A 25,361-nucleotide genomic window follows, 5' to 3' on the forward strand; every position below is an offset into this window, starting at 1 on the left:
GTTTAGAGGTGTCACGGCACCGTACTGAAACGGGAGAGTTCGGTAACGGTGTGACCCCCACCGCTTCCACCGGGCGGTGATTGGGTGAGGATGTCTGAACCACATAAATATCTGGAGGGGAACCCAGAAATGAGCCACCAGCAGCCGGGCCCGTACGGCCAGCAGCCCCAGCAGCCGGGGCCGTACGGCCGGCCGGGCCCCTACGAGCAGCCGGGCCCCTACGGCCAGCCGGGGCCGTACGGCCGGCAGCCGCAGGCCCCGCAGCCCGGCTACGGGTACCCGCAGCAGCAGCCCGCGCCGGGGTACGGCTACCCCCCGCAGGCCCCGCAGGGCGTCCCGCAGCAGCCGGGCGGGCAGCCCCAGCAGCCCGGCCAGTGGGGTCCCCCGCAGCAGCCGGGGCCGTACGGGCAGCCGCCGCAGTTCCCCGGTGGCCAGATGCCGCCCCCGCCGCCTGCCCCGAAGAAGAAGACCGGGCTGATCATCGGCGCGTCCGTGGTGGCACTCGCCGTGATCGCCGCCGGCGGGTACTTCCTGCTGGCCGGCGAGGAGGGCGGGAGCGGCGGGGTGGCGAGCGCCACCAAGGGGTACAAGCTGACGCCGCCCGCGTCGTTCGAGGACTACAAGCGGTCCCAGTCCGAGGACTCGAAGACGCCGTCCGGCGACGGCAGGAAGAAGGCCGAGGGCATCGGCGTCCAGAACCCCCAGGGTGTCTCGGCGACCTATGAGGCGGGTTCCAAGGACCAGCCGCTGAAGCAGCGGATGGTGATGACGCACGGCCTCTGGGGCGAGATCGACGACCCGGAGAAGGCGCTGGACGGCTACTTCCAGACCGCCAGGGACGCGTCCGCGAAGGAGGACAGCGGCACCAGGGTCGAGCTGCTCGGCACGGCCGAGGCCGTCACTCCCGAGGGCTTCGACGGCGCGCTGATGAAGTGCCAGAAGGCCAAGTTCACCATGCCCGCCAACTCCGGTGGCCCCAAGGACGCCGAGGTCCCGATCTGTGTGTGGGCGGACCACAGCACCGTCGCCGCGGTGATCGCGATGGATCTGCAGTCCCTGCTCGGCGGCAGTTCCTCGGGCAACCCCACGGAGAAGACCGCCGATCTCGCCGCCAAGCTCTACAACGTCTCGCGCACCAAGGTCTGACGGACCCGGCCCGGACCCGGGCGGACGGAGAGGGGCGCTCCCGGCGGGGAGCGCCCCTCTTGTCCGTGCGGGGTCCGTGCGGGCCCGGGCCGGGTCCGTGCGGACGGGGGTTACGCGGACTTCTCGTGGCGGCCGTCGTTCTTGACGATCCTCGGCACCAGCGTCGGGTTGACGTTGTTGCGGACCACATCGGCCGTGATGACGACGCGGGCGACGTCCTTGCGGGACGGGACCTCGTACATCACCGACTGGAGGACCTCCTCCATGATGGCGCGCAGTCCACGGGCGCCGGTGCCGCGCAGGATCGCCTGGTCGGCGATGGCCTCCAGGGCCGGACGGTCGAAGTCCAGCTCCACACCGTCGAGTTCGAAGAGCCGCTGGTACTGCTTGACCAGGGCGTTCCTCGGCTCGACCAGGATCTTCAGCAGGGCCTCGCGGTCGAGGTTGTGCACGGAGGTGATGACGGGGAGCCGGCCGATGAACTCGGGGATCATCCCGAACTTCACCAAATCCTCCGGCATGACCTCCTGGAACTGGTTGCTCGCCTCGATCTCGCGCTTGGAGCGGATCGTGGCCCCGAAGCCGATGCCCTTGGCCCCGGCCCGCGACTCGATGATCTTCTCCAGACCGGCGAACGCGCCCCCCACGATGAAGAGCACGTTGGTGGTGTCGATCTGGATGAACTCCTGGTGCGGGTGCTTCCGTCCGCCCTGGGGCGGTACGGAGGCGGTGGTGCCCTCCAGGATCTTCAGCAGGGCCTGCTGGACGCCCTCGCCCGACACATCGCGGGTGATGGACGGGTTCTCGCTCTTGCGGGCGACCTTGTCGATCTCATCGATGTAGATGATCCCGGTCTCGGCCTTCTTGACGTCGTAGTCGGCCGCCTGAATCAGCTTCAGCAGAATGTTCTCGACGTCCTCGCCGACATAGCCCGCCTCCGTGAGCGCCGTCGCGTCGGCGATGGCGAAGGGGACATTGAGCATCCGGGCGAGGGTCTGGGCCAGCAGGGTCTTGCCGGAGCCGGTGGGACCCAGCAGCAGGATGTTGGACTTGGAGAGCTCGATCCCGTCGTCACGGCCCTGGGCGCCGCCGGTCTCACCGGCCTGGACGCGCTTGTAGTGGTTGTACACCGCGACGGAGAGGGCCTTCTTGGCGGGCTCCTGCCCGACCACATAGCCCTCCAGGAACTCGTAGATCTCGCGAGGCTTGGGCAGTTCCTCCCACCGCACCTCGGAGGTCTCGGCCAGCTCCTCCTCGATGATCTCGTTACAGAGATCGATGCACTCGTCGCAGATGTACACACCCGGGCCTGCGATGAGCTTCTTCACCTGCTTCTGGCTCTTTCCGCAGAACGAGCACTTGAGCAGGTCGCCGCCATCACCGATGCGTGCCACGAGGTGCTTCCCCTTCGCCTGGGAGCGGCTTGGTTCGGCCGACTCCTGGTGCCTCATATCCGACGGTACCTTGCCGGGGCCCTCGTTCGGGCCCCCCTTGGCGCGGTTCACATGGCCGTGCTCCCGGAGGGGAATCGTGTCATGACCCGCGCCAAGGGCTGTGCGCGGGTCAGGCGGCCGCCGCCGCGGTGGTCTTGCGGGTGGAGACGATCTGGTCGACCAGACCGTACGCCAGCGCCTCCTCGGCGGTCAGGATCTTGTCCCGCTCGATGTCGTCGCGGACCTTCTCGATCGGGGTGGTGGAGTGCTTGGCCAGCATCTCCTCCAGCTGCTCCCGCATCCGGAGGATCTCCTTGGCGGCGATCTCCAGGTCGGAGAGCTGCTCCCGGCCGGTCTGCGAGGACGGCTGGTGGATCAGGACCCGGGTGTGCGGCAGGGCCATCCGCTTGCCGGGGGTGCCGGCGGCGAGCAGCACGGCCGCGGCGGAGGCCGCCTGGCCCATGCAGACCGTCTGGATGTCCGGCTTCACGAACTGCATGGTGTCGTAGATCGCGGTCAGCGCGGTGAAGGAGCCACCGGGGCTGTTGATGTAGATGGAGATGTCACGGTCGGGGTCCATCGACTCCAGGCAGAGGAGCTGTGCCATGACGTCGTTGGCGGAGGCGTCGTCGATCTGCACGCCGAGGAAGATGATGCGCTCCTCGAACAGCTTCGCGTACGGGTCGTACTCGCGCACGCCCTGGGAGGTGCGCTCGACGAAGCGGGGGACGACATAGCGGTTGTCCAGCTGCGGGCCGGTGTAGAGGCCGCTCGCGGAGTTGTTGCTCATGTGGGTGTTCACCGTCCTGGTGGCGTTCTGCGGAACGTTTCGCGGGCGTTCGCAGCGTTTCGAGGGGTGGAGTGGTGGGGTGAGGGGCGGCCGGGGCCGGGGCGCTCGGCGCGCGGGCCCCCGCGGGCCGAGCGGATCGGTGCCGCCGGCTCAGGCGCCGGTGCCGCCGCCGCCCGGAACACCCGACGCGGCGGAGATGATCTCGTCGATGAGGCCGTACTCCTTGGCCTCCTCGGAGGTGAACCAGCGGTCGCGGTCACCGTCGCGGATGATCGTCTCGACGGTCTGGCCGGAGTGGTGCGCGGTGATCTCCGCCATGCGCTGCTTGGTGCGCAGCAGATACTCGGCCTGGATCTTGATGTCGGAGGCGGTGCCGCCGAGACCGGCCGAGCCCTGGTGCATGAGGATGTCGGTGTTGGGCAGCGCGAAACGCTTGCCCGCCGCGCCACCGGTCAGCAGGAACTGGCCCATGGAGGCCGCCATGCCCATGCCGATGGTCACCACGTCGTTCGGGATGTACTGCATGGTGTCGTAGACCGCCATGCCGGCCGTCACCGAGCCACCGGGGCTGTTGATGTAGAGGTAGATGTCCTTGTCGGGGTCAGCGGCAAGGAGCAGCAGCTGTGCGGTGATCTTGTTGGCGATGTCGTCGTCGACCTGCTGGCCGAGGAAGATGATGCGCTCGCCGAGCAGCCGGCTGTAGACCTGGTCGCCGAGGCCACCACCGAAGGACGGCTCACCGGCGGCGTAAGGCATCAGATTCGTCACGTATCCACCTGCTCGTCTCTGACGGCTGCCTGCCGTCTCAGCGTCTTCGTAACCGAGGGCGGGTACTCCCCTGCCCTCGTACTCATGGACCCTAACGCGCAGGTCGGACAACGCCATCCCGGTTCCCGAACTGTTCGCTGGGAGCGCAAGGTGCGGGAGGGAGGGTTGAGCCCCGCGCACGGGTCCGCCACGGCCGCCCATGGCACAGGGCCCGGACGCGGGTGGCGTCCGGGCCCTGTGCACGGTGGTACGGCTGTACGGGAGGGAGGGTTCAGCGGGGGGGCTCAGGCCTCCGGCTTGTCCTCGCCCTTCGCACCCTTGTCGTCCTTGGCCTCGGCCTCGGCGGCGTCGCCGGCCTCCGCGGCCGTGGCCTCGGTGGTCTCGGCGGCCTCGTCCTCGTCGTCGTCGAGGTCGACGGCCTCACCGTTGGTGTCGGTGACCTTGGCGGACTCGACGACCAGGGCCAGCGCCTTGCCGCGGGCGACCTCGCCGACGAGCATCGGGACCTGGTTGCCCTCGACGACGGCCTGGGCGAACTGGTCCGGGCTCATGCCGGAGGAGCTGGCGCGGCGCATGAGGTGCTCGGTGAGCTCCTCCTGGTTGACGTTCAGCTTCTCCTTGGAGACCAGCTCGTCGAGGATGAACTGGGTCTTGATCCCCTTGACCGCGGCTTCCTCGGTCTCGGTGGTGAACTCCTCCTCGGTCTTGCCCTGGATCTCCAGGTACTTCGCGAGGTCGATGCCCATCTGGCCGAGCTGGTGGTGCTCGAGGTTGTGCTTGCGGGTGTTGATCTCGTCCGCGAGCAGCTTCTCGGGGATCGGCACCTCGGTGATCTTGAGGAGCTCCTCCAGGACGCGCTCCTGCGCCTGGGTGGCCTGGTCGTACTGCTTCATGGAGCCGAGGCGCTTGCGGCTGTCGGCCTTCAGCTCGTCCAGGGTGTCGAACTCGCTCGCGAGCTGGGCGAAGTCGTCGTCCAGCTCGGGCAGCTCACGCTTGGCGACCGCGGTGACCTTCACGGTGACCTCGGCGTCCTTGCCCTCGGCCGAGCCGCCCTTGAGCTGGGAGGTGAAGGTGGCCTCGCCACCGGCCTCCAGGCCCTTCACGGCGTCGTCGATGCCGTCCAGCAGCTCACCGGAACCGATGGTGTACGGAACCGCGGTCGCGACGCCGTCCTCCAGGACCTCGCCCTCGACCTTGGCCTCCAGGTCCAGGGTGACGATGTCGCCGTCCTCGGCGGCACGCTCGACCGGGGTGGTGGAGGCGAAGCGCTCGCGCAGCTCCTCCACGGCCTTGTCGACGTCCTCGTCGGTGACCTCGACCGCGTCAACGGTGACCTCGATGCCGGAGTAGTCCGGGATCTCGATGACCGGACGGATGTCGACCTCGGCGGTGAAGTTCAGCGTCTCGCCGTCCTTCAGCTCCGTGATGTCGACCTCGGGCTGGCCCAGCGGGTTGATCTCCGCCTCGTTGACCGCCTCGGTGTAGAACTTCGGGAGAGCGTCGTTGACGGCTTCCTCCAGCACTGCACCACGGCCGAACCGCTGGTCGATGACGCGCGCCGGGATCTTCCCCTTGCGGAAGCCCTTCACCGTGACCTGCTGGTTGATCTTCTTGTACGCCGCGTCGAGGCTGTCCTTGAGCTCCTCGAAGGGCACCTCGACAGTGAGCCGAACCCGGGTCGGGTTCAGGGTCTCTACGGCGCTCTTCACGGTTCGGTCTCCTTGGTGGCTGATTCTGGTTTCTGCCGCATCCGCCGCACAGGCGGCGGCTCGGCTGATCGGCCCGGATCGTCGTCTCAGTCGTCTCACTCGGTCGGACTCATCGCCGGACACGCGGGCACGCAGCTTGCATAGTAGCCGCACGCAGGATGAGCCCCACAACGCGATCTTGTGGGGTCCCGTGATGATCGTGGTCGGGGTGGCCGGATTCGAACCGACGACCTTCCGCTCCCAAAGCGGACGCGCTACCAAGCTGCGCCACACCCCGCCGGTGCGACACGTAGGGTACATGCTCGCCAGGGCGGCGGGGGCCGGTTTTCCGCGGCGGCCACGCGCTCGCCCGAACGGCTGTCGGACGGGGTGTGCGGTGCGCGTCCCGGACCCGCTACGATGCTTCTCGTACCGCGGTCGGGCAGTCGCCCGTATCACTCGCGGTGCATGCGGGCGTAGCTCAATGGTAGAGCCCTAGTCTTCCAAACTAGCTACGCGGGTTCGATTCCCGTCGCCCGCTCCAATCGCAGAAGAAGCCCTCGGGCCCGGTCGCCGTCCAGCGCGACCGGGCCCGAGGGCTTCCACGCGCTTCCGCCGCCGTCCGCGCGGTCGCGCGCGGCTCGTCAGAAGCTGATGTCGTTGATCGTCGCCGCTATCGAGTTGAGGAAGCGCTCGATGGACGGGGCCATGCCCGACGAGGCGAGGAAGAAGCCGAACAGTATCGGGATGATGGCCGGGCCGCCCTTGAGCTGCCCTGAGCGAATCATGACAACGAGGATGATTCCCAACAGCAGCACCGCAGACAGTGAAATGGCCAAACTGATCACACCCTCGGTCGGTCCCCTTGCCGGCCGGGGACATTCGGCTGCGCGTGTACCCCCGCCTCAAGACCATCGTGCCACCAACAGCCGGTTCCATGCCGCCACCTGACGGAACGCAGGGGGCGGAATCACGCCATCCGCCGGTCGTGGGCCGCCATCGCCGCTGGCCCGGGGGGTCGGCCACGGAGGGTGCGGCCGGCGGGGCGGGGAATGCGGGAAGGAATTCGGCCTGATCGTTGCCATGTGGACACACATCGGTCACGAGAAATCCAAACCTGGCAGCGAGATATTTCACAGGGTCACAAACTCGTATTGATATGCCCTATTTAAGGGGTATTAATTGGGGCATAGTGGACAGTTTGCCAAGGTTTGGGATGCGAATACGGGGAAGGCGCAGAGGGGTTTTACGAATTCCAATCCTCCCGACTAAGGTGCCTCGAATGTTCCACGCTCCGGATGGATATCGCAGGGCCCCCGGCCCCAAGGCCCGGGAGCCGGACCCGGACCTCGCCCCCACGACCCCCACGTCCACCGCCCCCGTCAGATCCTCGCTGCTGACCGCGGAGAGGCCCCGGCCGAAGACGGCTCCGGCACCCGCCGCGTCCCCCGGGCGGGACCCGTTCTTCGACAACGCGAAGTACCTGGCCATCGTGCTCGTCGCCATCGCGCACGCCTGGGAGCCGGTGATGGAGGGCAGTCGCGCGACACGTGCGCTGTACCTCGTCGTCTATACGTTCCACATGCCGGCGTTCATCGTGATCTCCGGCTACTTCTCGCGGAGCTACTCGGGGCGCCCGCACCAGCTGAGACGGCTGCTGACCGGCATCGCCCTGCCGTATGTCGTCTTCGAGCTGGCCTACTCACTCGTACGGATCTCGCTGGACGACCCCGGCCAGCCGATCAGTCTGCTCGACCCCTTCTATCTGACCTGGTTCCTGGCCGCGCTCTTCGTCTGGCGGCTGACGACGCCGCTGTGGCGGATGATCCGGTATCCGCTGCCGGTGTCGACCGTCATCGCCGCGCTGGCGAGCATGTCCCCGGACATCGGGGAGGATCTCAACCTTCAGCGGGTGCTCCAGTTCCTGCCCTTCTTCGTGCTGGGCCTGGTGCTCAAGCCGGAGCACTTCCAGCTGGTGCGCCGGCCGGAGGTGCGGATGCTCGCGGTGCCGCTCTTCGCCGGGGCTCTGGGGCTGGCGTACTGGGTCTCCCCGCATCTGGCGCTGGGGTGGTTCTACCGCTCCGACAGCGCGCAGGAGCTGGGGATGCCCTGGTGGACCGGGGCGGTGACCACGGTCACGATGTTCGGGCTCGGGGCGCTGCTCACCGCGGGGTTCCTGGCGTGGGTGCCGCGGCACCGGACCTGGTTCACCGTGCTGGGTGTGGGCACCATCTGCGGCTATCTGCTGCACGGGCTGCCGCTGAAGGCCGCGGAGTACACCGGGTTCTTCGAGACGCACGCCTGGCTGAGCGAGCCGGCCGGGGAGATCCTGCTGACCCTGGTGACTGCGGTCATGGTGACCCTGCTCTGCACGCCCCCGGTGCGGAGGGCGCTGCGCTGGGCGACGGAGCCGGACATGGAGTGGGCGTTCCGGCGGGACGCCGCCGAGCTGGGGCCCAAGCGCTAGGGCGGTTTCTCGTGGATCGGGCCGGAACAGGGAGCGGGGACTGACGACAACGCGGCGGGGCGCGGTGCCGGGGCTCGCTCACCGATCCGGCCTGATCCGAAAGAGACGGCCTAGGGCTGGTCGAGGCCGAGGAGGGCGCGGGTTCTGGCGTATTTGGCGGTCAGCCGGGCCCGGGTCTCCTCGTCGAGGGCGGCGAGCCGCGCCGGGTCGGTGTTGCTCGCGAGGTCGGCCTCCTTGACGAGGAGGGCGCCCGGGGTGGTGAGGATGCGCCGGGTGTAGGACTCCAGGTCCTCGCCCTCGCCCCGGGTGAGGGCGAGGACCATGTCCCTGACGGACTGGTGCAGCGGGGCGGTCTGGAGCCAGTCGAGCGAGAGGGCGTGGTCCTCCAGCGCGTCGTGCAGCCACCCGGCGGCGATCTGCTCCTCGCTGCCGCCCCGCGCGCGGACGCCGTCGGCGACGGCGGCGAGGTGTTCGGCGCAGGGGCGGCCGGACTTGTCGGTCTGTCCCGCGTGGGAGCGGCGGGCGAGGGACTCGATCTCGGCGAGGGTGAGCACGGGGGCCATGCCCCCGACTCTACGACCGCCGCCGCGGGGACGCCTCCGCGCTGTGGGCGGCGCCGGACGGGCCGGCGGGGAGGCTCCCCCGCCCGGCGTGGGCCCCCGGGACACAGGGTCCGTCCTCGAACTCCCCCGGACGGGCCGGGGAGCGGGTGCCCGCCCAGCGGATCGACCCGGCCCGTCCGGCGATTGAGGACGCGCCCCCGGGCACCGGGGGCCGCGCCGGGCGGGGAGCGCGAGCCCACGGGCCTGGGCCGGCTGCTCAGCGGAGGGCCGCTCGGGCGGGGAGGTGGGTGGTCGTGAGACCGAGTGCCAGGACCGCCGCCACCAGCGACGCGTACAGCTCCGGCGGGATGTGGGGGGCCTCCCCGGTGAGCCCCTTCGTCATCGGGACGAGCGTCGCCAGCGCGATCCCCGTCCCCAGCACCACCCCCGCCGCACTCACCAGCAGCGCCTCCCACCGGATCATCCCCAGCACCTGCCGCCGCGTCGACCCGATCAGCCTCAGCATCCCCAGCTCGCGGCGGCGGTCCAGCACCGTCATGACGAGGGTGTTGCCCGCCGCCACCGCGGCGAACCCGCCGAGGATCGCCGCCATCGTGAGATTCGCCCACGCGTTCATCTCACGGTCCATGCTGCGGTCGGCCGCGTACCCGTCCCGGTCCCGCACCGCCCCCAGCGCGGACAGCTCCCCCGCCGCCTCCGGAGCCGCGCGGACCAGCAGGTCCCGCGGGTAGGGCGAGGAGACGTGCGCGGTGAGCCCCGCCGCCGGAAGGGTGAGCTGGGAGAGCCCGAGCCCGCGCCCGTACAGCGCGACCACCGTCGCGGACGAGGGGGTCCCGTCCGGCAGCCGGAAGTCCAGCCGCTCCCCCAGCCGCACGCCGGCGGAGTCCGCGAGCCCCGCGTCCAGCGCGACCGCCCCGGGCCTCAGGCCCGCGAGCGAGCCCTCCCGCACATCCAGGTCCTGCACCCGCGCCAGATCCGCCGGCCTGCCGCCGACGCCCTGGGCCGACGCCTCGACCAGCGAGTCCTCGGGGCCGGATGTGGCCTTCACCAGGACGGAGGTGCGCAGCAGCGAGACCGCCGCCGTGACCCCTTCCGTCCGCGCCGCGCGCTCGGCGGCGTCCAGCGGGAGCATGCCGTCCCGGCCGGTCACCACATGATCCGCCGTGATCCCCGCGCGCTGCTGGCGCTCGGTCGCCCGCTCGGTGCTGGTCTGGAGGAAGACCAGGACCGAGGAGAAGGCCACGGCCAGCACGATCGGGGTGATCGCGGAGGCGAGCCGCCGCGCGTTGGTGGCGGAGTTGGCGACCGCGAGCGAGGCCGCCGCCCCCGCCATCCGCAGCGGCAGCCCGAACAGCTCCGCGCAGAGCCGGGCGATCAGCGGACCGAGCAGCGCCACCGCGAGCATGAAGAGCATCACGACCCCGAGAGCCGCGTTGGCCGCGTTCTCGCCGGTCTCGTGGGCGGCGACCCCGGCGAAGACCACCCCGCCCGCGGCGGCGGCGATCCCCAGCGGCGTACGGACCCGGCCAAAACCGGTCCGTTCCACGGAGGCGTCCGCCAGCGCCTGCCCCGGCTTGATCTTCGAGGGCCTGCGGGCGGCCAGGAACCCGGCGAGGAGCGCGGTGAGGATCACGGTCAGCACGGCGGCGGCCGGCGGTATCCAGCCGATACTGATCTCCACGGCCCCCGGGATCGCGCCCCGGGAGCGGAGTTCGCCGATCCACCAGGAGGCCAGCGCCACACCGGGCAGACAGCCGAGGGCCCCCGCGAGCGGGGCGACCAGCAGGGCCTCCGTCGCGATCGAGCGGCGCACCTGCCAGGGGGTCGCGCCGATGGCGCGCAGCAGGGCGAACTCGCGTCGCCGCAGCCCCACCGAGAGCGCCACGGTCCCGGCGGCGGTGAAGACGGCGACCAGGGCGGCCATCCCGCCGAAGGAGCCGCCGATGGCGGTGAGCAGGGTCTTCGCGGAGGCGAGACCGGTGTTCTCGACCCCGCCCCGGTCGTCCCCGGTGTAGACCTTGGGCTTGTCGTGGCCGCTGCCGAAGGTGCCGGTGAGCCGTCCGGCGAGGGTGTCGGCGGAGGTGCCGCGCTCGGGCAGGACGGCGATGGCGTCCAGCTTCCCGGGGTGCCCGGAGAGCGCGACCGCCTCGGTGTCGCCGAACCAGGCCCCGGGGCCCTTCGTGAGCCCGGAAACGGTGAAGGCGCGCTTCCCGGCGGGGGTTTCGAGGGTGACCCGGTCACCGGTGCGGGCCGTGCCCGCGCCGAGCACCACCTCGCCCGCGCCGGGCGCGGTCCCGGCGGTGAGTTCCGTACCGGTGAAGGCGGTGGAGCCCCAGCCCGCGGCCGTCAGCGGGGTGTTCCCCTCCCGTACGGGAAAGGTGACGTCCGGGACGGCCCGGGCGGCGCCGGGGACGGCGGCGGCCTTCCTCAGCAGGGAGGCGTCCAGCCGGGCCCGGTCGGGGAGGTCGGCGTAGTTGTCGAACCGCTCCTGGCCCCTGCCGACCCAGAGGTGGCTGCGCTGGTCGGCCTCGACGACGACCGGGGCGCCCGCGTACCGCTGTGGCGGCGCCGTGGCCCGTATCCCGCTCTCCAGCATGATGCCGCAGGCGGCGACGATGCCGGCGGTCAGCAGCAGGGCGACGAAGGTGCCCACGAACGAGGAGGGCCGGAAGCGGATGGCCGCGCGGGCCAGCCCGTTGGTACGGAACATCAGGCGGCCACCCCGGCGTACGCCGCGGACGCGGACGCGGGCCCGGTCAGCGAGGTCATCCGGGCGGCGATCCGCGCCGCGTCCGCGGCGACGAGGCTGTCGGCGATCGAGCCGTCGGCGAGAAAGAGAACCTGGTCGGCGTAGCCGGCGGCCACCGGGTCGTGGGTGACCATGACGACGGTGGCGCCGAGGCCGTCCACGGCGGAGCGCAGCAGGGTGAGGACCTCGGCGGCGGTGGTGGTGTCCAGCGCCCCGGTGGGTTCGTCGGCGAAGACCACATCGGGGCGGGTGACCAGGGCCCGCGCCATGGCGACGCGCTGCTGCTGGCCGCCGGAGAGTTCGGCGGGCCGGCGCCGGCCCTTGTCCCCGAGGCCGACCTGGGCGAGCACCTCGGCGGCCCGGCGGCGGTCGGGGCGCTGCCCCGCGAGCCGCATCGGCAGCAGCACATTCTGCTCGACGGTCAGCGAGGGCAGCAGGTTGAAGGCCTGGAAGACAAAGCCGAGCCGGGTCCGGCGGAGCACGGTGAGCCTGTTCTCGCTCATCCCGGTGATCTCGGTGCCGCCGAGGCGCACCGACCCGGCGGTGGGCCGGTCGAGCCCGGCGGCGCACTGGAGGAAGGTGGACTTCCCGGAGCCGGAGGGGCCCATGACGGCCGTGAAGCTGCCGTGCGGCAGGACGAGGTCGATGCCCCGCAGCGCGTGGACGGCTCCGCCGCCCTTGCCGTACTGACGGCGGACACCGGTCAGTTCGACCGCCGCCCCCCGGCCGGCGGTCGGGGCGTACGGCCCGGCGGCCGGGGCGTACGACGGCCCGGCGGCCGGGTTCCGCACGCCGTGGCCGGCCGCCCGCCGTGCGTCCCCCATGTCCCCAGTGGTCCGCCGCTTGCTGCGCCGCAGCCCCATCGTGTCCTCCGCCTTGTTGGTAACTGTGCAGGTCAACGCCTTGAAGTTACGGATTCGGCAGGGGTGTGGACCATGGCGGCTGCTGGCGGATCGCGGGTGGGGAGAACCCCACCCACCTCGCTCGGGGCCGCTCCCCTCGGGGCCCTCTGTCGCCGACGTTATCGACCCGATATAGTTGCGGACGACAATCATTTGGTAAACTAATTACTGACGGTTTCTTGACGCCCTCTTGACTCCCAACGGAGGACGATCCCATCGGACACGCAGACACTCTCATCGCCATGGGCGGCGCGTTCCTCGCCGCCGCACTGCTCGCCCGCCTCGGCGGCCGTATCGGCCTGCCGACGATCCCCCTGTTCATCCTGGCCGGAATCCTGCTCGGCCCCCACACCCCCGGCATCGTGCTCCTCTCGGACCCGCACGATCTGGAGATGCTCTCGGCCCTCGGCCTGGTCCTGCTCCTCTTCTACCTCGGTCTCGAATTCCACCTCGACGATCTGAAGGCCGGCGGCAAGCGGATGGCCATGGCCGGCGGCGCCTATCTGGTCCTCAACGTCGGCGCGGGTCTCGGCTTCGGCTTCGCGCTCGGCTGGGGCACGTCGGAGGCGCTGGTCCTCGCGGGAGTCCTCGGCATCTCCTCGTCCGCCATCGTCACCAAGGTGCTGGTCGACCTCGGACGCATCGGCAACCCCGAGACCAAACCCATCCTCGGCATCATCGTGGTCGAGGACATCTTCCTGGCGCTCTACCTCGCCGCGCTCCAGCCCATCCTGTCCGGCGCCGACAGCCTCTCCGCGGCCGTCATGGACGCCGGCAAGGCCTTCGGCTTCCTGCTGCTGCTCGCCCTGGCCGCCCGCTTCGGCACCAAGGTCATCGGACGGCTCATCAACACCCGGGACGACGAACTGCTCGTCATCTCCTTCCTGGGCGCGGCCGTCTTCATGGCCGGGGTGTCGGAGTGGTTCGGGGTCGCGGACGCGATCGGCGCCTTCATGGTCGGTCTGATGCTCGGCAGCACGACCTCGGGCGAACGCATCCTGAAGCTCGTCCACCCGCTCCGGGACGCCTTCGGCGCCATCTTCTTCTTCGCCTTCGGTCTCTCGATCGACCCCGGCGATCTGCCGACCGTGCTCTGGCCGGTGCTCGTCGCCGTGGCGGTGACGCTGGTGATGAACGTCCTGGCGGGACTGGCCGCCGCCCGGCTCTACCGCTTCGGCCCCGGGCCGGCCGCGAACATCTCCACCACGCTGCTGGCACGCGGCGAGTTCGCGCTGATCCTCGCCACCATGGCGGCGGCGGCCGGACTCGACGAGCGGCTCTCGCCGTTCATCGCGGGGTACGTACTCGTCCTGGCCGTGCTCGCACCGCTGGTGGCCGGGCGGTCCCACCTGCTGGCGCGCATCCTGCCGGGGCGCACCGCGGAACCCGCCCCGCTCTGAGCGGCGAGTGCCCCGGGTCCCGGCCGTGAGCGGCCGGGACCCGGGGCACCCGTGCGTTCACAGACCGGCGGGTTTCTTCGCCTCGCACTCGAACCACACGGTCTTGCCGCCCGCCGCCAGCGGGACCACACCCCAGCGGTCGGCCACCGCCTCGACCAGCAGCAGCCCGCGCCCGCTCTCCTCCAGGGCGAAGGGATCGACCCGCTCGGCGCGCGCGGGCACCGGGGCGGGAGCCGGCACCAGGGCCGGAACGGCGGCATCGGGGGCGGGGGACTCGGGCAGACGGTGCCAGCCGTCGCTCACCTCGACGCGCACCCCCCACGGCAGCCGCAGTATCACCAGCGCGCACCGGCGGTCGGGGACATGGCGCACCACATTGGCGAGCAGTTCGGTGACGGCGGATTCGGCGGAGTCGGTCAGCTCCTCCAGGGTCCAGATTTTCAGGTACGCGCGGATGATGCGGCGCAGATGGCAGGCGGAGTGCTCACCCGCGGTGAAGCGCATCCGGTAGCTGGAGGCGGACACTGGGTCGATCAAATGCACGATATCTCCCGGTGGGGCAGGGTTAGTTCTTTGTTTCCCCACTGGACCGCGGTCTAGTGATGACTCCCCGTCCGGAGTGCGGACAGGAGCGCCGAGCCGTCAACGGCGGCGCTCCGGCGCGACACCTTGGGGTGAAGAGCGGCGGGGCCGAGGGTACGGGGCGGCGGGCCGGGTAACCCGGGTGCGGGCCGGCGACCGGCCCGACTCCCTTCTCCCCCCTGCCTTCCGGAGGTTCCCCATGCGCCGTATCGCGCTGCTCGCCGCCGCGGTGACCCTGATCGCCGGCCCGTCCGCGGCCCCCGCGACCGCCGCGCACTCGTCCCCGCCGGCGTCCCTGTCCGCCTCGGTGACCTCCTTCTCCGGCTCGGACTGTCCGGCCCGGAGTCTCTGTCTCTACCGGGACCACAACTTCACCGGCGGCGGGGTCGCGCTGTCGGCGGACACCTATGTCGGCTGGCTCGGGGACCACGGCTTCAACGACCGGATGTCGTCGTGGTCCAACGACACCGGGCAGGTGTGCGACTGGTGGTCGGACTCCTACCGGGGCGGCGCCATCCACGACATGCGGGACGGGAACCGGGTGCAGGTGCTGCCCTCGGAGAACGACACGGCGTCATCCGTCGAGTGCTGGTGAGCCGGCCCGGGGGGCCGGGCGAGCCGGACCGCCCTCGCCCCTCGGGCGCCTGAGGAGCGCCCAGCCGGCCCCCTTCAGCGTCGAGCCGCACCACTCAGCCCCGCCGGCGATTGAGCCGCACCACTCAGCCTCGCCGGCGTTTGAGGCGCGGGGGTTCGGGGGCTGGCCCCCGACCGTCGCCCGCAGGGTGCGGGGTCCTGTGGCACAGGGGCCGTCCTCAAACGCCGGACGGGCTGGGTTTGCTCGGGTTGCCCGTGGCGCGGGGTCCGTCCTCAAGCGCCGGACAGGCTGGGATTACTCGGGTTGCCCGTGGCGCGGGGTCCGTCCTCAAACGCCGGACGGGCTGGGTTTGCCGGACGGGCTGGGTTTGCTCGGGTCGCCCGTGGCGCGGGGTCCGTCCTCAAACGCAGGACAGGCTGAGGGTGTGCGGGGGCCGTTCTCAAGCGCCGGACGGGCTGAGGGTGTGCGGGTCCGTCCTCAAGCTCTTCCGGAGCTGCCTCTGGGGGGGTGCCCCCAGACGGGCACGGTCGGCTCGGGCCTCCCGTGGCGCCGGGCTTCAACCCGGGGCAGCTTCCGCCGGCTGAGGCAACTCCTTCCGCGGCGACTTTCGGACCGATAGAGTCTGGCCACCCCAGGGCGCGTGCCCGACGGCGCGAACTCGACGGTTTACGGCGCCCTCAGAACCATCGGCACACCCCTGCCCGACCTCGGGCGCAACCGAGCCGCGCACCCGGACCCCACGGGAGCCGCATCGGCCGCTCTCCCGCGCCCACCTGCCCGGGAACCCCCTTCCCCGAACTCCGCTCCAGGCGCGTCCAAGCACCTTCCACACGGCCCAACCCCGTTGATCAAACCGGGACATGAGGCCCACCTCACCCGCCGCCGGGAAATCGGTTGATTTTCTCCGGACCAGGGCATTGCGGGGGACCTTTCCGGCCACAAGGATGCTGCCACCGGTACACCTGTCGTCGCCGTCCGTGACGGAAGCCGCCCGTCCAGCTGTGAAGTGAACGCTTCACCGGGCACATCCGTAATCGACGGCAGGCCACCGGGCCGACAAGGAGGTCTGCCAAAGATGATCGACCCCCGCACCGCCACCGCCCTCGCCCTGCGCTGCGCCGCGGTCATGGCCGTACCCGTGCTGCTCGCGGCGGCCGCCCCCTGGACCGCGTACGCCCATGGAGCCCCGGTCGATCCGGTGAGCCGGACCGCCGCGTGCACCACCGAGGGACCGGAACGGGACTCGGCGGCCTGCCGGGCCGCCGTCGCCGCCAACGGCGGTGCCCCGCTCGGCGCCTGGAACGGCCTGAAGGTCTCCGGGGTCCAGGGCAGGGAACGCGAGCTGATACCCGACGGACAGCTCTGCAGCGCGGGCCTGGACGGCTACCGGGGCCTGGACGCCGTACGCACCGACTGGCCCTCGGCCGAGCTGGTCGCGGGCGAGCCGTTCACCCTCCGGTACCGCGGCTCCGTCCCGCACAAGGGAACATTCGAGCTGTACCTCACCCGTGAGGGTTATGACCCCGGTCAGCCGCTGCGCTGGTCGGATCTGGCGGCCGAGCCGTTCGCCGAGGTGCTGAACCCTCCGGCGGAGAACGGCGAGTACCGGATCGACGCGACGGTGCCGGCCGGCCTGACCGGCCCCCATGTCCTCTACACCGTGTGGCGGACCTCGGATTCGCCGGACACGTACTTCGCGTGCTCGGACGTGCTCCTCACCGGCCAGGCGCCGGAGAGCGGCAGCTTCGGCCTCTACGGCAAGCAGAGCCCGGTCAGTGTGCTGGACACCCCGTCGGCGGCCCCGGCGACGGAGCCGTCCGCGCGGGCCGAGGGAGAGGAGGAGAGCGAGGAGGGCGTCTCCCTCGCGGTCGTCGCCGGGGGCGCGGGAGTGCTCGCGGTGCTGGTCCTGGGCGCGCTCGCGACGCTCCGGCCGCCCCAGCAGCAGGAACACCGCCACCGCCGCTGACCCCGGCCGGGGGCCGGAACCGGCGGGCTCGGGGGCAGGGGCAGGCTCAGCCTCAGGCCTCGCGGCAGAGGATCAGCAGGGCCCGGTCGTCGTTGACGTCCTTGGCGACGGCCTCGATCAGATGCCAGGCCGCGCCCTCGAAACCGGCCGTGACATAGCGGTCGGCCTCGCCGGTCAGCCGGTCCATGCCCTCGCTGAGATCGCGGTCCGGGGACTCCACCAGACCGTCGGTGAAGAGCATCAGCACATCGCCGGGCCGCAGGGACCCCTTCACCGGGTCGAACTGGGCGCCGTCGTAGACGCCCAGGAGGGGTCCCTCGCCGGTCATCTCCTCCCAGCGGCCGGTGCCGGCGCTGAGCTGAAGGGCGGGGAGATGGCCCGCCGAGAGGAGTTCGTAGTCGCCGGACTCCAGGTCCAGGACGAGGTGGATCGAGGTCGCGAAGCCCTCGTCCCAGTCCTGGCGGAGCAGATACCCGTTGGCGGCGTGCAGAAAGCGGTGCGGCGGGAGGGAGCCCAGCAGTCCGCCGAACGCGCCGGACAGCAGCAGTGCGCGGGAGGCCGCGTCCATGCCCTTGCCGGAGACATCGGTCAGGACGATCTCCAGGGTCCGCCCGCCGTTGGTTCTCGCCGCGACCACGAAGTCACCCGAGAACGACTGCCCGCCGGCCGGCCGCAGCGCCATCTCGCGGTGCCAGCCCTTGGGCAGCCGGGGCAGGGCACTCTGGACCCGGATGCGTTCGCGGAGGTCGAAGAGCATGGTGCCGCCGCGCCGCCAGGGCACCCCGACCCGCGCCCGGAACTGGGCGATCAGCAGCCCGAAGAACCCGGCCGCCGCGACCACCAGGACGGTGCCGGGGGTGACCCGGGCGGGGCCGTCCGTATAGGGGCCGAGGGCGAAGGTCTCCACGATCAGGCCGCCCGCGCAGGCCGCGTACAGCCCGAGCAGGCTCGCCGGGCGCAGCAGCAGCGCGCCCGCCACGATCGGCAGGACCAGCGCGGCGGGTGAGATCCACTCGGGCATCACCGTGGTGCCCCAGGTGAGGGCGGGGACCGTCAGCAGCAGACCCGCGAGGGCGAGGGTGTCGGAGCCGTCACCCCGGAAGTAGTCGACGGCGGACCTGCGCAGCGCGATGCGTACCCGGTGCACCGCCTTCCGCAACCGGGCCCGGAACGAATCCACTCCTGCGCCATGAGCCATTGTCGTGTGACCTTATCGATCCATCGCCCATCCGTGCAGAGGGACCCCTGCGACATCGTCCTCGCGAGGGGATCGCTCTGTCGATGTAGCGCTTCGTCGTCATGGCATATGACATCAGCTCTACGCGCGCTGAGTCCCGGGGGACCGGCCATCCGCGCCGGGATCGCCACCGCACCGGCGGCCCTGGTAGGGATGGGGCATGACGACTGAGCTGCGTGTGTTGCAAGGGTCCGAGTGGGACAAGTGGTACGCCGCACTGGAACTGGCGTTCGGAGGTGTCGCGGCCCCTCCGGAGCGCCGCGAGCTGGTGCGCACGATCACCGACCTCGACCGCTCGCTCGCGCTCTGGGACGGCGACGCGTGCGTGGGCACAGCCGGGTCGGTGGGGTTCCGGATGACCGTGCCCGGCGGGTCGGGGGTGCCGGTCGCGGGGGTGACGATGGTGAGCGTGGCCGGGACGCACCGCCGGCGCGGTCTGCTCACCGCGATGATGCGCCGCCAGCTCGACGACATACGCGCGTGGGGCGAGCCCCTGGCCGCGCTGACCGCGTCGGAGCCCGGGATCTACGGACGGTTCGGCTACGGCATGGCGACCAGTCAGCTCAAGGCCGAGATCGACACGGCCCGGGTGGGGCTCACGGTGCCGGCGGACACCGACACGGTCCGGCTGCGCGGGACACGGCCGCAGGACGGGCTCGCGGAGATCGAGGCGGTCTACGCCCGGCAGGTCCCCGGGCGCCCCGGGATGATCGCCCGGCTGCCCGGGTGGGAGCGGTTCCAGATCCTCGACACCCCGGCCGACCAGGCGGGCGCCTCCCCGCTCCAGTGCGTCCTCGCCGAGCGGGACGGGGAGACCCTCGGATACGCACTCTTCCGCCTCCGCCCGTCCTGGAACGACGCCGGCCCCGACGGATCGGTGGAGGTCCAGGACCTCCAGGCCGTGGAGCCGGGGGCGTACGCGGCGCTGCTGCGGTTCCTCCTCGGAACCGACCTCACATCGAGGGTGAGCCTGGGCAACCGGCCCGCGGACGACGCCTGGCAGCACCTCGTGACCGATGTGCGGCGCTGCGGGCGGCGGCCCTGGGACGGGCTCCATGTGCGGGTGGTGGAGGTGGGGGCCGCCCTCGCGGCGCGGACCTACCGGGCGCCGGTGGATGTGGTCATCGAGGTGGAGGACGCCTTCTGCCCGTGGAACTCGGGGCGGTGGCGGCTGAGCGGGGACCCGAAGGGGGCGTCCTGCGAACGCACCACGGACGCGGCGGAGCTGGCGCTGACCGTGCGGGAGCTGGGCACGGCCTATCTGGGCGGGTTCTCCCTGCGGGAACTCGCCGCGGCGGGGCGGGTGCGGGAGATCGCCCCGGGGGCGCTGGCGGCGGCCTCGCTCGCCTTCGGGAGCGAGGTCGCGCCCTGGATGGCGCACGGGTTCTAGGGTCGGTCTTCCGGTGTCAGCGGCGCTGGCAGCCGGGGCACCAGAAGAGGTTGCGGGCGGCGAGACCCTCGGTGCGGATCTCGGTGGCGCAGATGAGGCAGGGCATCCGGGCACGGCGGTAGACGTAGACCTCGCCGCCGTGGTCGTCCACCCGGGGTTCGCGGCCCATGGCCTCGGGGGTGTGCTCGGGCCGGACGGTGTCGATGCGGTTGTTCCGTACGCCCTCGCGCATCAGCCCGGCGAGATCCGCCCAGATGGCGTCCCACTCGGCGCGGGTGAGGTCGCGGCCGGGGCGGTAGGGGTTGATGCCGTGGCGGAAGAGGACCTCGGCGCGGTAGACGTTGCCGACGCCCGCGATGACCTTCTGGTCCATCAGCAGGGCCGCGATGGTCGTACGGGAACGGGAGATCCGGTGCCAGACGGCGTCCGGGTCGCCGTCCTCGCGCAGGGGGTCGGGGCCCAGCCGGTCGTGCACCGCGGACTTCTCCGCGTCGGTGATCAGGGCGCAGGTGGTGGGGCCGCGCAGATCGACATACGCCTCGGGGTCGGCGAGCCGGAGGCGGACGGTGTCGGTGGGCGGGTGGGCGGGGGTGGTGCCGAAGCCGACCTTGCCGAAGAGGCCGAGGTGGATGTGAATCCAGCCGAGGGGGCCGAAGCCGAGGAAGAGGTGTTTGCCGTGGGCCTCGGCGTCGGTCATGACCTGGCGGTCGAGCAGGGCGGCGGAGCCGGAGAACTTGCCCTGCGGGCTGGTGACGCGGAGGGGGCGCGCCAGGAAGTGGGCGCGGTGGTCGGCGGCGAGCCGATGAATGGTGTGTCCTTCGGGCACGGGGGCCTTCTCTGTGCGGGGGCTGCTCGGTGTGCGGGGGCCTTCGTCTCTACGGGCCCGCCCCCGCCCCGGGCCTGTAGGTCAGCCCGCCCGGGGGCACCTCCCAGAGGCAGCTCCGGGGAAGCTTGAGGACGGACCCTGGTCCACAGGCAACCCGAGCAAACCCAGCCCGTCCGGGGGCACCTCCCAGAGGCAGCTCCGGGGGAGTTTGAGGACGGACCCTGGTCCACAGGTAGCCCGCACGCTGCGGGCCACGGTCGGGGGCCGACCCCCGAACCCCCGCGCCTCAAACGCCGGCGAGGCTGAATTTCGCACCTCCGCCCGCCCGGAAGAGCTGAGGTGGTACCGCCCCAACTCCGGTGGAGCCGGGTTCGCTCAGATCCCCCGGCGCGGCGGGGCTTCCGCGTCAGCGGGCCGGCGAGGTGGGGACGGTCAGGGCTGGGGGTGGTGCGCCGGGATGGGCGGGAGGGCCCCGGTGGTCTCGTACTCCGTCAGCATCTCGATGCGGCGGGTGTGCCGCTCCTCCCCCGAGTACGGCGTCCCGAGGAAGATCTCCACGAACTTCGTGGACTCCTCAACCGAGTGCATCCGCCCCCCGATCGCCACCACGTTCGCGTTGTTGTGCTCCCGCCCCAGCGCCGCCGTCTGCTCGCTCCACGCCAGCGCCGCCCGCACCCCCTTCACCTTGTTCGCCGCGATCTGCTCGCCGTTCCCGGAGCCGCCGATCACGATGCCGAGGCTCCCGGGGTCGGCCGCCGTGCGCTCCGCCGCGCGGAGGCAGAAGGGCGGGTAGTCGTCCTGGGCGTCGTAGATGTGGGGGCCGCAGTCGACGGGGTCGTGGCCGTGGGCCCTGAGCCACTCGGCGAGGTGGTTCTTGAGTTCGTATCCGGCATGGTCGGAACCGAGGTACACGCGCATGCTCCGAGTGTGGCACGCGAGGAGCCGGGTAATCGTCAGCGGGGTCAGCACTTCGGTGACCACATGGTTCCCAACCCTCTAGGAATCCTCATGACCTCGCAGTCCACCACGGCCACGAAGGGCGGGCAGCCCGGCGACCCCGGAAAGCCCCAGCCCGACGACGGTCTCAAGCCGGGCCTCAAGAACCGCCATCTCTCCATGATCGCCATCGGCGGGGTGATCGGCGCCGGGCTCTTCGTCGGCTCCGGGGCCGGGATAGCGGCGGCCGGGCCCGCCATTCTGCTCTCGTACGCGCTCGTCGGCGCGCTCGTCGTGCTGGTGATGCGGATGCTCGGCGAGATGGCCGCCGCCAACCCGGCCTCCGGTTCGTTCTCCGAGTACGCCGACCGCGCGCTGGGCCGCTGGGCCGGGTTCTCGATCGGCTGGCTCTACTGGTTCTTCTGGGTCGTGGTGCTGGCCGTGGAGGCGACGGCCGGGGCGGTGATCCTGGAGGGCTGGCTTCCGGCGGTGCCGCAGTGGGCGTGGGCGCTGATCGTGATGGTGGTGCTGACCGCGACCAATCTGGCCTCGGTGGGGTCGTACGGGGAGTTCGAGTTCTGGTTCGCCGGGATCAAGGTGGTGGCGATCGCCGGTTTCGTCGTCATCGGACTCCTCGCGGTCTTCGGTCTGCTGCCCGGCTCCGACAACCCGGGTGCCGGATTCGCCCATCTGACCGACTCCGGGGGCTTCTTCCCGAAGGGGTACGGAGCGGTGCTCACCGGGGTGCTGCTGGTGGTCTTCTCCTTCATGGGCAGCGAGATCGTCACCCTCGCGGCGGGTGAGTCGGCGGACCCGCGGCGGGCCGTGGCCAAGGCGACCAACAGTGTGATCTGGCGGATCGCCGTCTTCTACCTGGGCTCGATCTTCGTGGTCCTGACGCTGCTGCCGTGGAACGACAAGGCGATCACCGAGGACGGCTCCTACATCGCCGCGCTCGACTCCATCGGCATCCCGCACGCCGGGCAGATCATGAATGTGATCGTGCTGACCGCCGTGCTGTCCTGTCTCAACTCGGGGCTGTACACCGCGTCCCGGATGGCGTTCTCGCTGGGGCAGCGCGGCGACGCGCCGAAGTCCTTCGCCCGGACCGACTCCAGGGGTGTGCCCCGGGCGGCGATCCTCTCCTCGGTGCTCTTCGGCTTTCTCGCCGTCTTCTTCAACTACCGCTGGCCGGACACCATCTTCGCGTTCCTGATCAACTCCTCCGGAGCCGTGGCCCTCTTCGTCTGGCTGGTGATCTGCTGCACACAGCTGCGGATGCGGAGGATCATCGAGCGGGAGTCGCCGGAGCGGCTCACGGTCCGGATGTGGCTCTTCCCCGGGCTGACCTGGGCGACCATCGGAATGATCACTTTTATCATCGTCTATATGCTCTTCAGCGACACCGGACGGGAGCAGATGCTGCTCTCGCTGCTGGTCGCGGCGGTGGTGGTGGGGATCTCGGTGGCCCGTGAGCGGTCCTCGAAGCGGCGCCGGGAGACGGCCGGCTGATCCCTCGGGCGGACGGCTTCCGGGGATACCTGACGGAAGGTGTCAGGTTGGGACGGCAGTCTCCGCGCCATGACCTTCATCGCAGCGCACACCTTCCGCCCCGGGGACCCCGGATACGACGAGGAGACGGCCGGCTTCCAGACCGGTTTCGCCCTGCGGCCCGAGCTGGTGGTCGGTGCCACCGGCCCCGAGGACGTGGGCCGCGCCGTGCGGTACGCGGCCGGGCTCGGGCTCCCCGTCGGCGTCCAGGCCACCGGCCACGGGCTGCCGGGGCCGGCCGAGGGCGGAGTCCTGATCACCACCCGCCGGATGGACGGACTCCGTATCGATCCGTCCACGCGCACCGCGCGCGTCGGGGCCGGGGTCCGCTGGGGCCGGGTCGTCGAGGCGGCGGCCCCGCACGGGCTCGCCCCGCTCAGCGGCTCGGCGCCCGGCGTCGGGGCCGTCTCCTCCACCCTGGGCGGCGGCATCGGACTGCTGGCCAGGGAGTTCGGCTATGCCGCCGACCATGTGCGGGCCATCGAGGTGGTCACGGCCGACGGCGAGCCGCGCCGGGTGACGGCCGCCGACGGGGAGCTGTACGGGGCCCTGCTCGGCGGCGGCGCCCAGCTCGGTGTCGTCACGGCGATCGAGACGGGCCTGGTGCCGGTGACCCGGCTGTACGGAGGCTCGATCCTCTTCGGCGACGCGCTGGTGGAGCCGGCCCTGCGCGCCTATCTGGAGTGGACCCGGGGGCTGCCGGACACGCTGACGTCGGGGCTGGCCGTGCTGACCTACCCGGATCTGCCCATGGTCCCGGCGGAGCTGCGCGGCCGGTACACCGCTTCCGTCCGGGTCGCCTTCACCGGGTCGCGGGAGGAGGGCGAGCGGCTGGTGGCCCCGCTGCGGGCGATCGGGCCCGCGCTCGGGGACTCGCTGCGGGAGCTGCCGTACACCGAGGGCGCGACGATCCACAGCGATCCGGAGCAGCCCCATCCGTACTACGGGGACAGCGCGATGGTGAGCGGCCTGGACCCGGGGACCGCCGTACGGCTGCTGAGGGCGACCGGGCCGGCGCAGCCGGTGTGGACGGTGACGCAGATCAGCCATCTGGGCGGGGCGCTGGCGATTCCCCGGGCCAACGCGGTACCGCACCGACAGGCCCGGTATCTGGTGCGGATGCTCTCCCCGCTGTCGCCCGGGACGGATGTGGCGGCGATCCGGGCCCAGCACAGGGAGGTGTACGGACTGCTCGGCCCGGCGGTCCTGGGGCGCTCGCTGAACTTCGCCTTCGGCGCCGCGGACCGGCCGGAGGGGATCTACGGCTCCGGGGAGGCACGGGCCCGGCTGGCGCGGGTCAAGCGGCGGTACGACCCGGGGAATGTGTTCCGGCGGGGGTACGCGTTCGGGGAGTGATCCGCGCCGGACGCACTCCGCCCGGCCCGGGGTGGACCGGACCGGGCGGAGTGCGCCGGCGAGGCGGTCAGTCGCGGTTGCCGAGCAGCTTCCAGGCCGTCGGCAGGACGCCCATCGCCAGCGCCGCCTTGAGCGCGTCGCCGATCAGGAACGGGGTGAGGCCCGCCGCGACCGCCTGCGGGAGGGTCATCCCGGTGGCCAGGGCGAGATAGGGGACACCGATCGCGTAGACGATCGCCGACCCGGCCACCATGGCGCCCGCCATGCGCGGGACGGAGCGGTCGGCGCCGCGCCGGGCGAGCGCGCCGACGACGGTGGTGGCGAGCAGCATGCCGAGGATGTAGCCGAAGGACGGCATCGACCAGCCGGACTGGCCCTCCGCGAACCAGGGCATGCCCGCCATGCCCGCCACCGCGTACAGCCCGAGGGAGAGGAAGCCGCGCCGCGCGCCGAGGGTGGTGCCCACGAGGAGGGCGGCGAAGGTCTGGCCGGAGACCGGGACCGGGGAGCCGGGGATCGGGAGGGCGATCTGGGCGGCTATGCCGGTGAGGGCCGCGCCTCCGACGACCAGGGCGATGTCCCGGGTGCGGGAGGCGGGGAGCAGGTCCGCGAGGACCGCGCCCGGACGGGTGGTGGCAGTGGCAGTGCTCATCGGGACTCCGCGGAGGCGAGGGGAGGGGGAGGGTCAGAGTGACCGTAGCCCACCGGGTTTCGCCGGATCACCGTCAGGCGCCGACAAAGCACGGTGTGCGGGGTTCATGGGGATCAAACAAAGCATGGGGTTCATGCGCCCGGGGAGGTGACGCTCGTCACGGAGGTGGGGGCGGGTGTGCGGTGGGGGCGGGTACGGGAGGCGCTGTAGGGTTCTGCCAAAGCTGGTGAATATGCGTAAGCTGCCTGCACTCTGTGCGCAATTGTGTACTTCGTGTGAGGTCTGTGATCGTTTGATGGACCTTGGTTGCCCTCCGATCGGCGCGCATGCTCACTTTGAGCTCCGCTCTCCGTCAGCTACCGGA

21 protein-coding genes and 2 tRNA genes are annotated in these 25,361 nt (G+C 71.4%); 9 read left to right on the forward strand and 14 right to left on the reverse strand.

The features are described from left to right. Positions 1–129 precede the first annotated feature (129 nt). Entirely contained in the window at positions 130–1,146 is a 1,017-nt protein-coding gene (locus ACWCRA_RS22525; RefSeq protein ID WP_351545185.1) for a hypothetical protein, read from the forward strand. Positions 1,147–1,256: 110 nt separating this feature from the next. On the opposite strand, the gene clpX is transcribed toward ACWCRA_RS22525, so the two are convergent. The 5 genes from clpX to ACWCRA_RS22550 all read right to left on the reverse strand — a co-directional run bounded on the left by clpX (position 1,257) and on the right by ACWCRA_RS22550 (position 6,123). Next, positions 1,257–2,540, reverse strand: coding sequence for an ATP-dependent Clp protease ATP-binding subunit ClpX (gene clpX / locus ACWCRA_RS22530; RefSeq protein WP_351545469.1), 1,284 nt, complete (start codon positions 2,538–2,540; stop codon positions 1,257–1,259). Positions 2,541–2,709: 169 nt separating this feature from the next. Continuing rightward, the gene (locus ACWCRA_RS22535) at positions 2,710–3,369 is read right to left on the reverse strand and encodes an ATP-dependent Clp protease proteolytic subunit (protein WP_351545188.1); all 660 of its coding nucleotides are present in this window, start codon (positions 3,367–3,369) and stop codon (positions 2,710–2,712) included. Between the two features lie 150 nt (positions 3,370–3,519). Next, on the reverse strand, positions 3,520–4,125 hold the full coding sequence (locus ACWCRA_RS22540) for an ATP-dependent Clp protease proteolytic subunit (protein WP_351545472.1): 606 nt from the start codon (positions 4,123–4,125) through the stop codon (positions 3,520–3,522). 296 nt (positions 4,126–4,421) lie between these two features. Next, positions 4,422–5,846: a trigger factor gene (gene tig / locus ACWCRA_RS22545; RefSeq protein WP_451068441.1), complete on the reverse strand. Its 1,425-nt coding sequence runs from the start codon at positions 5,844–5,846 to the stop codon at positions 4,422–4,424. 200 nt (positions 5,847–6,046) lie between these two features. Further along, a tRNA-Pro gene (locus ACWCRA_RS22550) sits at positions 6,047–6,123 on the reverse strand. 172 nt (positions 6,124–6,295) lie between these two features. Between ACWCRA_RS22550 and ACWCRA_RS22555 the strand changes: the two genes are divergently transcribed. Beyond that, positions 6,296–6,369 (forward strand) — tRNA-Gly (locus tag ACWCRA_RS22555). A 100-nt stretch (positions 6,370–6,469) separates the two neighbouring features. Here the strand turns inward: ACWCRA_RS22555 and ACWCRA_RS22560 are convergent. Further along, the gene (locus ACWCRA_RS22560) at positions 6,470–6,664 is read right to left on the reverse strand and encodes a hypothetical protein (protein ID WP_351545194.1); all 195 of its coding nucleotides are present in this window, start codon (positions 6,662–6,664) and stop codon (positions 6,470–6,472) included. Between the two features lie 443 nt (positions 6,665–7,107). Between ACWCRA_RS22560 and ACWCRA_RS22565 the strand changes: the two genes are divergently transcribed. Then, complete coding sequence (locus tag ACWCRA_RS22565; protein ID WP_451068442.1) at positions 7,108–8,292, forward strand: acyltransferase family protein; 1,185 nt, start codon at positions 7,108–7,110, stop codon at positions 8,290–8,292. A gap of 110 nt (positions 8,293–8,402) precedes the next feature. Here the strand turns inward: ACWCRA_RS22565 and ACWCRA_RS22570 are convergent, their stop codons facing one another. From ACWCRA_RS22570 to ACWCRA_RS22580, 3 genes are all read right to left on the reverse strand, one after another. Next, positions 8,403–8,855, reverse strand: a complete 453-nt coding sequence (locus ACWCRA_RS22570) for an HD domain-containing protein (protein WP_351545200.1) — start codon at positions 8,853–8,855, stop codon at positions 8,403–8,405. A gap of 256 nt (positions 8,856–9,111) precedes the next feature. Then, entirely contained in the window at positions 9,112–11,565 is a 2,454-nt protein-coding gene (locus ACWCRA_RS22575; protein ID WP_351545203.1) for an ABC transporter permease, read from the reverse strand. After that, positions 11,565–12,467, reverse strand: coding sequence for an ABC transporter ATP-binding protein (locus ACWCRA_RS22580; protein WP_451068476.1), 903 nt, complete (start codon positions 12,465–12,467; stop codon positions 11,565–11,567). Before ACWCRA_RS22580 ends, ACWCRA_RS22575 begins: the two co-directional genes overlap by 1 nt. A 281-nt stretch (positions 12,468–12,748) precedes the next feature. Here ACWCRA_RS22580 and ACWCRA_RS22585 point away from each other — a divergent pair, with 281 nt between their 5' ends. After that, the gene (locus ACWCRA_RS22585) at positions 12,749–13,906 is read left to right on the forward strand and encodes a cation:proton antiporter (RefSeq protein ID WP_351545206.1); all 1,158 of its coding nucleotides are present in this window, start codon (positions 12,749–12,751) and stop codon (positions 13,904–13,906) included. Between the two features lie 57 nt (positions 13,907–13,963). On the opposite strand, the gene ACWCRA_RS22590 is transcribed toward ACWCRA_RS22585, so the two are convergent. Next, positions 13,964–14,410, reverse strand: coding sequence for an ATP-binding protein (locus tag ACWCRA_RS22590; protein WP_351545478.1), 447 nt, complete (start codon positions 14,408–14,410; stop codon positions 13,964–13,966). A 277-nt stretch (positions 14,411–14,687) separates the two neighbouring features. Between ACWCRA_RS22590 and ACWCRA_RS22595 the strand changes: the two genes are divergently transcribed. Beyond that, complete coding sequence (locus tag ACWCRA_RS22595) at positions 14,688–15,083, forward strand: peptidase inhibitor family I36 protein (RefSeq protein WP_351545209.1); 396 nt, start codon at positions 14,688–14,690, stop codon at positions 15,081–15,083. A 1,075-nt stretch (positions 15,084–16,158) separates the two neighbouring features. Continuing rightward, positions 16,159–17,049 carry a lytic polysaccharide monooxygenase auxiliary activity family 9 protein gene (locus tag ACWCRA_RS22600; RefSeq protein ID WP_451068443.1) on the forward strand — a complete coding sequence of 297 codons (891 nt, stop codon included), beginning with the start codon at positions 16,159–16,161 and terminating at the stop codon, positions 17,047–17,049. A gap of 52 nt (positions 17,050–17,101) precedes the next feature. Here the strand turns inward: ACWCRA_RS22600 and ACWCRA_RS22605 are convergent, their stop codons facing one another. Then, positions 17,102–18,247, reverse strand: coding sequence for a PP2C family protein-serine/threonine phosphatase (locus ACWCRA_RS22605; protein WP_351545215.1), 1,146 nt, complete (start codon positions 18,245–18,247; stop codon positions 17,102–17,104). A gap of 199 nt (positions 18,248–18,446) precedes the next feature. Here ACWCRA_RS22605 and ACWCRA_RS22610 point away from each other — a divergent pair, with 199 nt between their 5' ends. Beyond that, positions 18,447–19,676, forward strand: a complete 1,230-nt coding sequence (locus tag ACWCRA_RS22610) for a GNAT family N-acetyltransferase (RefSeq protein ID WP_351545218.1) — start codon at positions 18,447–18,449, stop codon at positions 19,674–19,676. A gap of 16 nt (positions 19,677–19,692) precedes the next feature. Here ACWCRA_RS22610 and ACWCRA_RS22615 read toward each other — a convergent pair whose 3' ends face one another. Together ACWCRA_RS22615 and ACWCRA_RS22620 are read right to left on the reverse strand one after the other, a co-directional pair. Further along, on the reverse strand, positions 19,693–20,502 hold the full coding sequence (locus ACWCRA_RS22615) for an Fpg/Nei family DNA glycosylase (RefSeq protein ID WP_451068444.1): 810 nt from the start codon (positions 20,500–20,502) through the stop codon (positions 19,693–19,695). 432 nt (positions 20,503–20,934) lie between these two features. Beyond that, positions 20,935–21,420 carry a ribose-5-phosphate isomerase gene (locus ACWCRA_RS22620; protein ID WP_351545224.1) on the reverse strand — a complete coding sequence of 162 codons (486 nt, stop codon included), beginning with the start codon at positions 21,418–21,420 and terminating at the stop codon, positions 20,935–20,937. Positions 21,421–21,510: 90 nt separating this feature from the next. Here ACWCRA_RS22620 and ACWCRA_RS22625 point away from each other — a divergent pair, with 90 nt between their 5' ends. Continuing rightward, the gene (locus tag ACWCRA_RS22625; protein WP_351545227.1) at positions 21,511–22,950 is read left to right on the forward strand and encodes an amino acid permease; all 1,440 of its coding nucleotides are present in this window, start codon (positions 21,511–21,513) and stop codon (positions 22,948–22,950) included. 69 nt (positions 22,951–23,019) lie between these two features. After that, on the forward strand, positions 23,020–24,345 hold the full coding sequence (locus ACWCRA_RS22630; RefSeq protein ID WP_451068445.1) for an FAD-binding oxidoreductase: 1,326 nt from the start codon (positions 23,020–23,022) through the stop codon (positions 24,343–24,345). A 67-nt stretch (positions 24,346–24,412) separates the two neighbouring features. On the opposite strand, the gene ACWCRA_RS22635 is transcribed toward ACWCRA_RS22630, so the two are convergent. After that, positions 24,413–24,997, reverse strand: a complete 585-nt coding sequence (locus tag ACWCRA_RS22635; RefSeq protein WP_351545232.1) for a biotin transporter BioY — start codon at positions 24,995–24,997, stop codon at positions 24,413–24,415. Positions 24,998–25,361 lie beyond the last annotated feature (364 nt).

The organism is Streptomyces sp. NPDC001889 (assembly GCF_053594535.1).

What these genes read in the sequence shown, in the direction of transcription:
- ACWCRA_RS22525 (WP_351545185.1), top strand. Translation starts at nt 130, where the DNA reads ATGAGCCACCAGCAGCCGGGCCCGTACGGCCAGCAGCCCCAGCAGCCG.
- ACWCRA_RS22535 (WP_351545188.1), bottom strand. Translation starts at nt 3,369, where the DNA reads ATGAGCAACAACTCCGCGAGCGGCCTCTACACCGGCCCGCAGCTGGAC.
- ACWCRA_RS22540 (WP_351545472.1), bottom strand. Translation starts at nt 4,125, where the DNA reads ATGCCTTACGCCGCCGGTGAGCCGTCCTTCGGTGGTGGCCTCGGCGAC.
- ACWCRA_RS22565 (WP_451068442.1), top strand. Translation starts at nt 7,108, where the DNA reads ATGTTCCACGCTCCGGATGGATATCGCAGGGCCCCCGGCCCCAAGGCC.
- ACWCRA_RS22570 (WP_351545200.1), bottom strand. Translation starts at nt 8,855, where the DNA reads ATGGCCCCCGTGCTCACCCTCGCCGAGATCGAGTCCCTCGCCCGCCGC.
- ACWCRA_RS22575 (WP_351545203.1), bottom strand. Translation starts at nt 11,565, where the DNA reads ATGTTCCGTACCAACGGGCTGGCCCGCGCGGCCATCCGCTTCCGGCCC.
- ACWCRA_RS22580 (WP_451068476.1), bottom strand. Translation starts at nt 12,467, where the DNA reads ATGGGGCTGCGGCGCAGCAAGCGGCGGACCACTGGGGACATGGGGGAC.
- ACWCRA_RS22585 (WP_351545206.1), top strand. Translation starts at nt 12,749, where the DNA reads ATGGGCGGCGCGTTCCTCGCCGCCGCACTGCTCGCCCGCCTCGGCGGC.
- ACWCRA_RS22590 (WP_351545478.1), bottom strand. Translation starts at nt 14,410, where the DNA reads ATGCGCTTCACCGCGGGTGAGCACTCCGCCTGCCATCTGCGCCGCATC.
- ACWCRA_RS22595 (WP_351545209.1), top strand. Translation starts at nt 14,688, where the DNA reads ATGCGCCGTATCGCGCTGCTCGCCGCCGCGGTGACCCTGATCGCCGGC.
- ACWCRA_RS22600 (WP_451068443.1), top strand. Translation starts at nt 16,159, where the DNA reads ATGATCGACCCCCGCACCGCCACCGCCCTCGCCCTGCGCTGCGCCGCG.
- ACWCRA_RS22605 (WP_351545215.1), bottom strand. Translation starts at nt 18,247, where the DNA reads ATGGCTCATGGCGCAGGAGTGGATTCGTTCCGGGCCCGGTTGCGGAAG.
- ACWCRA_RS22610 (WP_351545218.1), top strand. Translation starts at nt 18,447, where the DNA reads ATGACGACTGAGCTGCGTGTGTTGCAAGGGTCCGAGTGGGACAAGTGG.
- ACWCRA_RS22620 (WP_351545224.1), bottom strand. Translation starts at nt 21,420, where the DNA reads ATGCGCGTGTACCTCGGTTCCGACCATGCCGGATACGAACTCAAGAAC.
- ACWCRA_RS22625 (WP_351545227.1), top strand. Translation starts at nt 21,511, where the DNA reads ATGACCTCGCAGTCCACCACGGCCACGAAGGGCGGGCAGCCCGGCGAC.
- ACWCRA_RS22630 (WP_451068445.1), top strand. Translation starts at nt 23,020, where the DNA reads ATGACCTTCATCGCAGCGCACACCTTCCGCCCCGGGGACCCCGGATAC.
- ACWCRA_RS22635 (WP_351545232.1), bottom strand. Translation starts at nt 24,997, where the DNA reads ATGAGCACTGCCACTGCCACCACCCGTCCGGGCGCGGTCCTCGCGGAC.